This window comes from Streptococcus sp. k-378, assembly GCF_013277505.1.
GTDB lineage: Bacteria > Bacillota > Bacilli > Lactobacillales > Streptococcaceae > Streptococcus > Streptococcus pseudopneumoniae.
This window is the reverse complement of record NZ_VMNC01000149.1, coordinates 1-6,710: the sequence shown is the minus strand read 5'-3', so window position 1 is coordinate 6,710 and position 6,710 is coordinate 1. Positions and strand designations below refer to the sequence as shown.

Genomic DNA, 6,710 nt, shown 5'->3' with positions numbered 1-6,710 from the left:
AGTGATAAAGTCGGGAGTAAATTAGTAAACTGATGAAATTTTTCTCAAGAGAAGCCTTTTATAGGTGAAAATGGTATAATATAGTGAGAAGGATAGAGGAGAAGTGTAAATTGATCGCACAACTAGATACAAAAACAGTCTATAGTTTTATGGAAAGCGTCATTTCGATTGAAAAGTATGTGAGAGCAGCTAAAGAATTCGGCTACACTCATCTGGCTATAATGGATATTGACAATCTTTATGGTGCTTTTGACTTTCTAGAGGTTACAAAAAAATATGGCATTCATCCTTTATTAGGGCTTGAAATGACTGTGTTTGTGGATGCTCAGGAAGTGAATCTGCGCTTTTTAGCTTTATCTAGTGTGGGCTATCAGCAGTTGATGAAGCTTTCGACAGCCAAGATGCAGGGGGAGAAAAATTGGTCGGTTTTATCTCAGTACTTAAATGATATTGCGGTAATTGTGCCTTATTTTGATGGACTGGAGTCGTTAGAACTAGGCTGTGATTACTATATAGGGGTTTATCCGGAAACACCAGCAAGCGAATTTTATCATCCAATCTTGCCCCTCTATCGGGTCAATGCTTTTGAAAGCAGGGATAGAGAAGTTCTTCAAGTTTTAACAGCGATTAAAGAAAACCTACCGCTTAGAGAAGTTCCCTTGCGCTCACGACAAGATGTCCTTATATCAGCAAGTTCTTTAGAGAAATTATTCCTAGAACGATTTCCGCAAGCCTTAGACAATTTAGAAAAGCTGATTTCAGGCATTTCTTACGACTTGGATACGAGTCTGAAACTGCCTCGTTTTAACCCAGCTAGACCAGCAGTAGAAGAGTTGAGAGAACGCGCTGAGCTTGGGCTTGCTCAGAAGGGATTGACTAGTAAAGAATATCAAGACCGTCTAGACCAAGAATTGGCTGTTATTCATGATATGGGATTTGATGATTATTTCTTGGTTGTTTGGGATTTGTTGCGTTTTGGACGACTGAATGGCTACTATATGGGAATGGGAAGGGGTTCTGCAGTTGGTAGCTTGGTTTCTTATGCCTTAGATATTACAGGGATTGACCCAGTAGAGAAAAATCTGATTTTTGAACGCTTTCTCAATCGTGAACGCTATACCATGCCTGATATTGATATTGATATCCCAGATATTTATCGTCCAGATTTTATCAGATATGTTGGTAATAAATATGGCAGTAAACATGCGGCACAAATCGTTACTTTTTCTACCTTTGGTGCCAAGCAAGCTCTGCGTGATGTCTTGAAACGCTTTGGTGTTCCAGAGTATGAATTATCCGCAATTACCAAGAAAATCAGTTTCCGTGATAATCTCAAGTCAGCCTATGAGGGCAATCTCCAGTTTCGTCAGCAAATTAATAGTAAGTTAGAATACCAAAAAGCCTTTGAAATTGCCTGCAAGATTGAGGGGTATCCAAGACAAACCTCTGTCCATGCAGCTGGTGTTGTGATTAGCGACCAAGATTTGACCAATTACATTCCTCTAAAGCATGGTGATGAAATTCCACTGACTCAGTATGATGCTCATGGAGTTGAGGCTAGCGGTCTTTTGAAGATGGATTTTCTGGGACTGCGAAATTTGACCTTTGTTCAGAAAATGCAAGAGTTGCTTGCTGAAACAGAAGGGATTAAGATAGCTATCAACGAGATTGATTTGGAAGATAAAGAAACGTTAGCTTTATTTGCCTCTGGAAATACAAAAGGTATCTTTCAATTTGAACAACCTGGTGCCATTCGCCTACTCAAACGTGTGCAACCAGTCTGTTTTGAAGATGTCGTAGCAACTACTTCCCTAAATCGACCAGGTGCTAGTGACTATATCAATAATTTTGTGGCAAGAAAGCATGGGCAGGAAGAAGTGACTGTTCTGGATCCAGTACTGGAGGATATTTTGGCTCCAACCTACGGCATAATGCTCTATCAGGAGCAGGTTATGCAGGTTGCCCAGCGATTTGCCGGATTTAGTCTAGGGAAAGCCGATATTTTGCGTCGGGCTATGGGGAAAAAGGATGCCTCTGCCATGCATGAGATGAGGGCTTCCTTTATTCAAGGTTCTTTAGAAGCTGGTCATACTGTGGAAAAAGCAGAGCAGGTCTTTGATGTCATGGAGAAGTTTGCAGGTTATGGTTTTAACAGGTCACATGCCTATGCTTACTCAGCTTTGGCCTTCCAGTTGGCTTATTTCAAAACGCATTATCCAGCCATTTTTTATCAGGTCATGTTGAATTCTGCCAACAGTGATTACTTAATAGATGCACTTGAAGCAGGCTTTGAAGTGGCTCCTCTGTCCATCAACACCATTCCCTATCACGATAAAATTGCCAACAAGTCCATCTATCTAGGATTGAAATCGATTAAGGGAGTCAGTAATGATTTAGCTCTCTGGATTATTGAAAATAGACCCTATTCTAACATTGAAGATTTTATAGCTAAATTACCTGAGAATTATCTGAAACTACCTCTGCTAGAACCTTTGGTAAAAGTTGGTCTTTTTGATTTATTTGAAAAAAATCGTCAAAAAGTATTTAATAACTTAGCCAATCTATTTGAATTTGTGAAAGAGTTGGGAAGTTTATTTGGAGATACTATTTATAGTTGGCAGGAATCGGAAGATTGGACAGAGCAAGAAAAATTCTATATGGAACAAGAGCTTTTAGGGATAGGTGTTAGCAAACATCCCCTACAAACTATCGCAAATAAGGCTATTTACCCGATTACCCCAATCGGAAATTTATCAGAAAATAGCTACGCTATTATTTTGGTTGAAGTTCAGAAAATAAAAGTAATTCGTACCAAAAAGGGTGAAAATATGGCTTTCTTACAGGTAGATGATAGTAAGAAAAAATTGGATGTTACCCTCTTTTCAGACTTATATCGTCAGGTTGGGCAGGAAATAAAAGAGGGAGCTTTCTACTATATAAAAGGGAAAATCCAGTCACGTGATGGTCGTCTGCAAATGATTGCACAAGAAATAAGAGAAGCAGTTGCTGAACGCTTTTGGATACAGGTGAAAAATCATAAATCGGATCAAGAAATTTCACGTATTTTAGACCAGTATAAAGGTCCAATCCCAGTCATCATCAGGTATGAAGAGGAACAGAAAACAATCGTTTCCCCTCATCATTTTGTAGCTAAATCCAATGAATTAGAAGCGAAATTGAATGAAATCGTTATGAAAACGATTTATCGCTAAAAATACGGAAAATAGAAGAATTTTAAAATCAAATGTGGTATAATCAAGAAGACTGTTAAAAGAAAAAGGAGCATAAACCAATATGAAACGTATTGCTGTTTTGACTAGTGGTGGAGACGCCCCTGGTATGAACGCTGCTATCCGTGCAGTTGTTCGTCAAGCAATTTCAGAAGGAATGGAAGTGTTTGGTATCTATGACGGATATGCTGGTATGGTTGCGGGTGAAATTCATCCCTTAAATGCGGCTTCAGTAGGAAACATCATTTCTCGTGGTGGTACCTTCCTTCACTCAGCTCGTTACCCAGAGTTCGCTCAACTTGAAGGGCAACTTAAAGGGATTGAGCAATTGAAAAAACACGGCATTGAAGGTGTAGTTGTTATCGGTGGTGACGGATCTTACCACGGTGCTATGCGTTTGACTGAGCATGGTTTCCCAGCTATCGGTCTTCCAGGTACAATTGATAACGATATCGTTGGTACTGACTTCACAATCGGTTTTGACACAGCGGTTACGACTGCTATGGACGCTATCGATAAGATTCGTGATACATCATTAAGTCACCGTCGTACTTTTGTCATCGAAGTTATGGGGCGTAACGCTGGTGATATCGCTCTTTGGGCTGGTATCGCAACTGGTGCTGATGAAATTATCATCCCTGAAGAAGACTTCAAAATTGAAGATATCGTAGCAAGTATCAAAGCTGGCTATGAATGTGGTAAAAGACACAATATCATCGTTTTGGCAGAGGGTGTTATGTCAGCAGATGAATTTGCTCAAAAACTAAAAGAAGCTGGAGATACGACCGATCTTCGTGTGACAGAACTTGGACATATTCAACGTGGTGGTTCTCCAACTGCGCGTGACCGTGTATTGGCGTCACGTATGGGTGCCCATGCCGTTAAACTTCTTAAAAAAGGTATCGGTGGTGTTGCGGTAGGTATTCGTAACGAAAAAATGGTTGAAAATCCAATTCTTGGTACTGCAGAAGAAGGAGCATTGTTTAGTTTGGCAGCAGACGGTAAGATTATTGTAAATAATCCACACAAAGCTGATCTTGACCTGTCACAATTGAACAATTGCTTGTCATAATTCATAATTTAGTTAATAAGACCAAAAGGTCATATATATAAAGGAGTCACAAAAAATCATGAACAAACGTGTAAAAATCGTTGCAACTTTGGGTCCTGCGGTAGAAATCCGTGGTGGTAAAAAATTCGGTGATGACGGATACTGGGGTGAAAAACTTGATGTTGAAGCTTCAGCTAAAAACATTGCTAAATTGATTGAAGCTGGTGCTAACACATTCCGTTTCAACTTCTCACACGGTGACCACCAAGAACAAGGTGAGCGTATGGCAACTGTTAAACTTGCTGAAAAACTTGCAGGTAAAAAAGTTGGTTTCCTTCTTGATACAAAAGGACCAGAAATCCGTACAGAATTGTTCGAAGGTGAAGCTAAAGAGTATTCATACAAAACTGGTGAGAAAATCCGTGTTGCAACTAAACAAGGAATCAAATCAACTCGTGAAGTGATTGCATTGAACGTTGCTGGTGCTCTGGATATCTATGATGATGTTGAAGTTGGTCGTCAAGTGTTGGTTGACGACGGTAAACTTGGTCTTCGTGTGGTTGCTAAAGATGACGCAACTCGTGAATTTGAAGTGGAAGTTGAAAACGATGGTATCATCGCTAAACAAAAAGGTGTGAATATTCCTAACACTAAAATTCCTTTCCCAGCCCTTGCTGAACGTGATAACGACGATATCCGCTTTGGTCTTGAACAAGGTATCAACTTTATTGCGATTTCATTCGTACGTACTGCAAAAGACGTGAACGAAGTTCGTGCAATCTGTGAAGAAACTGGAAACGGGCATGTTCAATTGTTCGCTAAAATCGAAAATCAACAAGGTATCGATAACTTGGATGAAATCATCGAAGCAGCTGATGGTATCATGATCGCTCGTGGTGATATGGGTATCGAAGTACCATTCGAAATGGTTCCAGTTTACCAAAAAATGATTATCAAGAAAGTCAATGCTGCAGGTAAAGTTGTTATCACTGCAACAAACATGCTTGAAACAATGACTGAAAAACCACGTGCAACTCGTTCAGAAGTATCAGACGTATTCAACGCTGTTATCGACGGAACTGACGCTACAATGCTGTCAGGCGAGTCTGCAAACGGTAAATACCCACTCGAGTCAGTAACTACAATGGCTACAATAGACAAGAACGCTCAAACTCTTCTTAATGAATACGGACGTTTGGATTCAGATTCATTTGAACGTAACTCTAAGACAGAAGTAATGGCTTCAGCTGTTAAAGATGCTACTAACTCAATGGATATCAAATTGGTTGTAACTCTTACTAAGACAGGTCATACTGCACGTTTGATTTCTAAATACCGTCCAAATGCTGACATCTTAGCATTGACATTTGATGAATTGACAGAACGTGGATTGATGTTGAACTGGGGTGTTATCCCAATGTTGACAGATGCTCCATCTTCAACTGACGATATGTTCGAAATCGCTGAACGTAAAGCGGTAGAAGCAGGTCTCGTTGAGTCAGGCGATGATATCGTTATCGTTGCTGGTGTACCAGTAGGAGAAGCTGTTCGTACAAATACAATGCGTATCCGCACAGTACGTTAAGAAAAATATAAAAACCTATCATATCCAGCTTTAGAGCTTGTGTGATAGGCTTTTTTGGGCTCTTTGTCAACTGTAGTGGGTTGAAGTCAGCTAAGCTCGAGAAAGGACAAATTTTGTCCTTTCTTTTTTGATATTCAGAACGATAAAAATCCGTTTTTTGAAGTTTTCAAAGTTTCGAAAACCAAAGGCATTGCGCTTGATAAGTTTGATGAGATTATTGGTCGCTTCCAGTTTGGCGTTAGAATAGTGTAGTTGAAGGGCGTTGACAATCTTTTCTTTATCCTTGAGGAAGGTTTTAAAAACAGTCTGAAAAAGAGGATGAACCTGCTTTAGATTGTCCTCAATGAGTCCGAAAAATTTGTCAGGCTCTTTATTCTGGAAGTGAAAAAGTAAGAGCCGATAGAGATTATAGTGGTGTTTCAAGTCTTCTGAATAGCTCAAAAGCTTGTCAAGAATCTCTTTATTGGTCAAGTGAATACGAAAAGTAGGGCGATAAAAACGTTTATCACTCAATTTACGACTATCCTGTTGAATGAGCTTCCAGTAGCGCTTGATAGCCTTGTATTCATGAGATTTTCTATCGAATTGGTTCATGATTTGGACACGCACACGACTCATAGCACGGCTAAGATGTTGTACAATATGAAAGCGATCTAGAACGATTTTAGCATTCGGGAGTGAAACAGTCTGGGAGACTGTTTCAGCCTGAGCCTAGAAATTTGAAAGCGAATCTGTTTAGCCAAGGCATAATAAGGGCTAAACATATCCATAGTAATAATTTTGACGCGACATCGGACAGCTCTATCATACTTAAGAAAGTGATTACGAATGATAGCTTGTGTTC

3 protein-coding genes and 1 pseudogene are annotated in these 6,710 nt (G+C 39.7%); 3 read left to right on the top strand and 1 reads right to left on the bottom strand.

Features of this window, described 5'->3' with window-relative positions:
- The first annotated feature begins 110 nt into the window (after positions 1–110).
- The 3 genes from HT719_RS10860 to pyk all read left to right on the top strand — a co-directional run bounded on the left by HT719_RS10860 (position 111) and on the right by pyk (position 5,866).
- Positions 111–3,212, top strand: coding sequence for a DNA polymerase III subunit alpha (locus HT719_RS10860; protein WP_172929210.1), 3,102 nt, complete (start codon positions 111–113; stop codon positions 3,210–3,212).
- An 82-nt stretch (positions 3,213–3,294) separates the two neighbouring features.
- On the top strand, positions 3,295–4,302 hold the full coding sequence (gene pfkA / locus HT719_RS10855) for a 6-phosphofructokinase (RefSeq protein WP_000820871.1): 1,008 nt from the start codon (positions 3,295–3,297) through the stop codon (positions 4,300–4,302).
- A gap of 58 nt (positions 4,303–4,360) precedes the next feature.
- Positions 4,361–5,866: a pyruvate kinase gene (gene pyk, locus HT719_RS10850; RefSeq protein WP_172929209.1), complete on the top strand. Its 1,506-nt coding sequence runs from the start codon at positions 4,361–4,363 to the stop codon at positions 5,864–5,866.
- Between the two features lie 90 nt (positions 5,867–5,956).
- On the opposite strand, the pseudogene HT719_RS10845 reads toward pyk, so the two are convergent.
- Positions 5,957–6,710 (bottom strand): annotated as a pseudogene (locus HT719_RS10845) (transposase); the annotation flags it as partial.

What these genes read in the sequence shown, in the direction of transcription:
- pfkA (WP_000820871.1), top strand. Translation starts at nt 3,295, where the DNA reads ATGAAACGTATTGCTGTTTTGACTAGTGGTGGAGACGCCCCTGGTATG.
- pyk (WP_172929209.1), top strand. Translation starts at nt 4,361, where the DNA reads ATGAACAAACGTGTAAAAATCGTTGCAACTTTGGGTCCTGCGGTAGAA.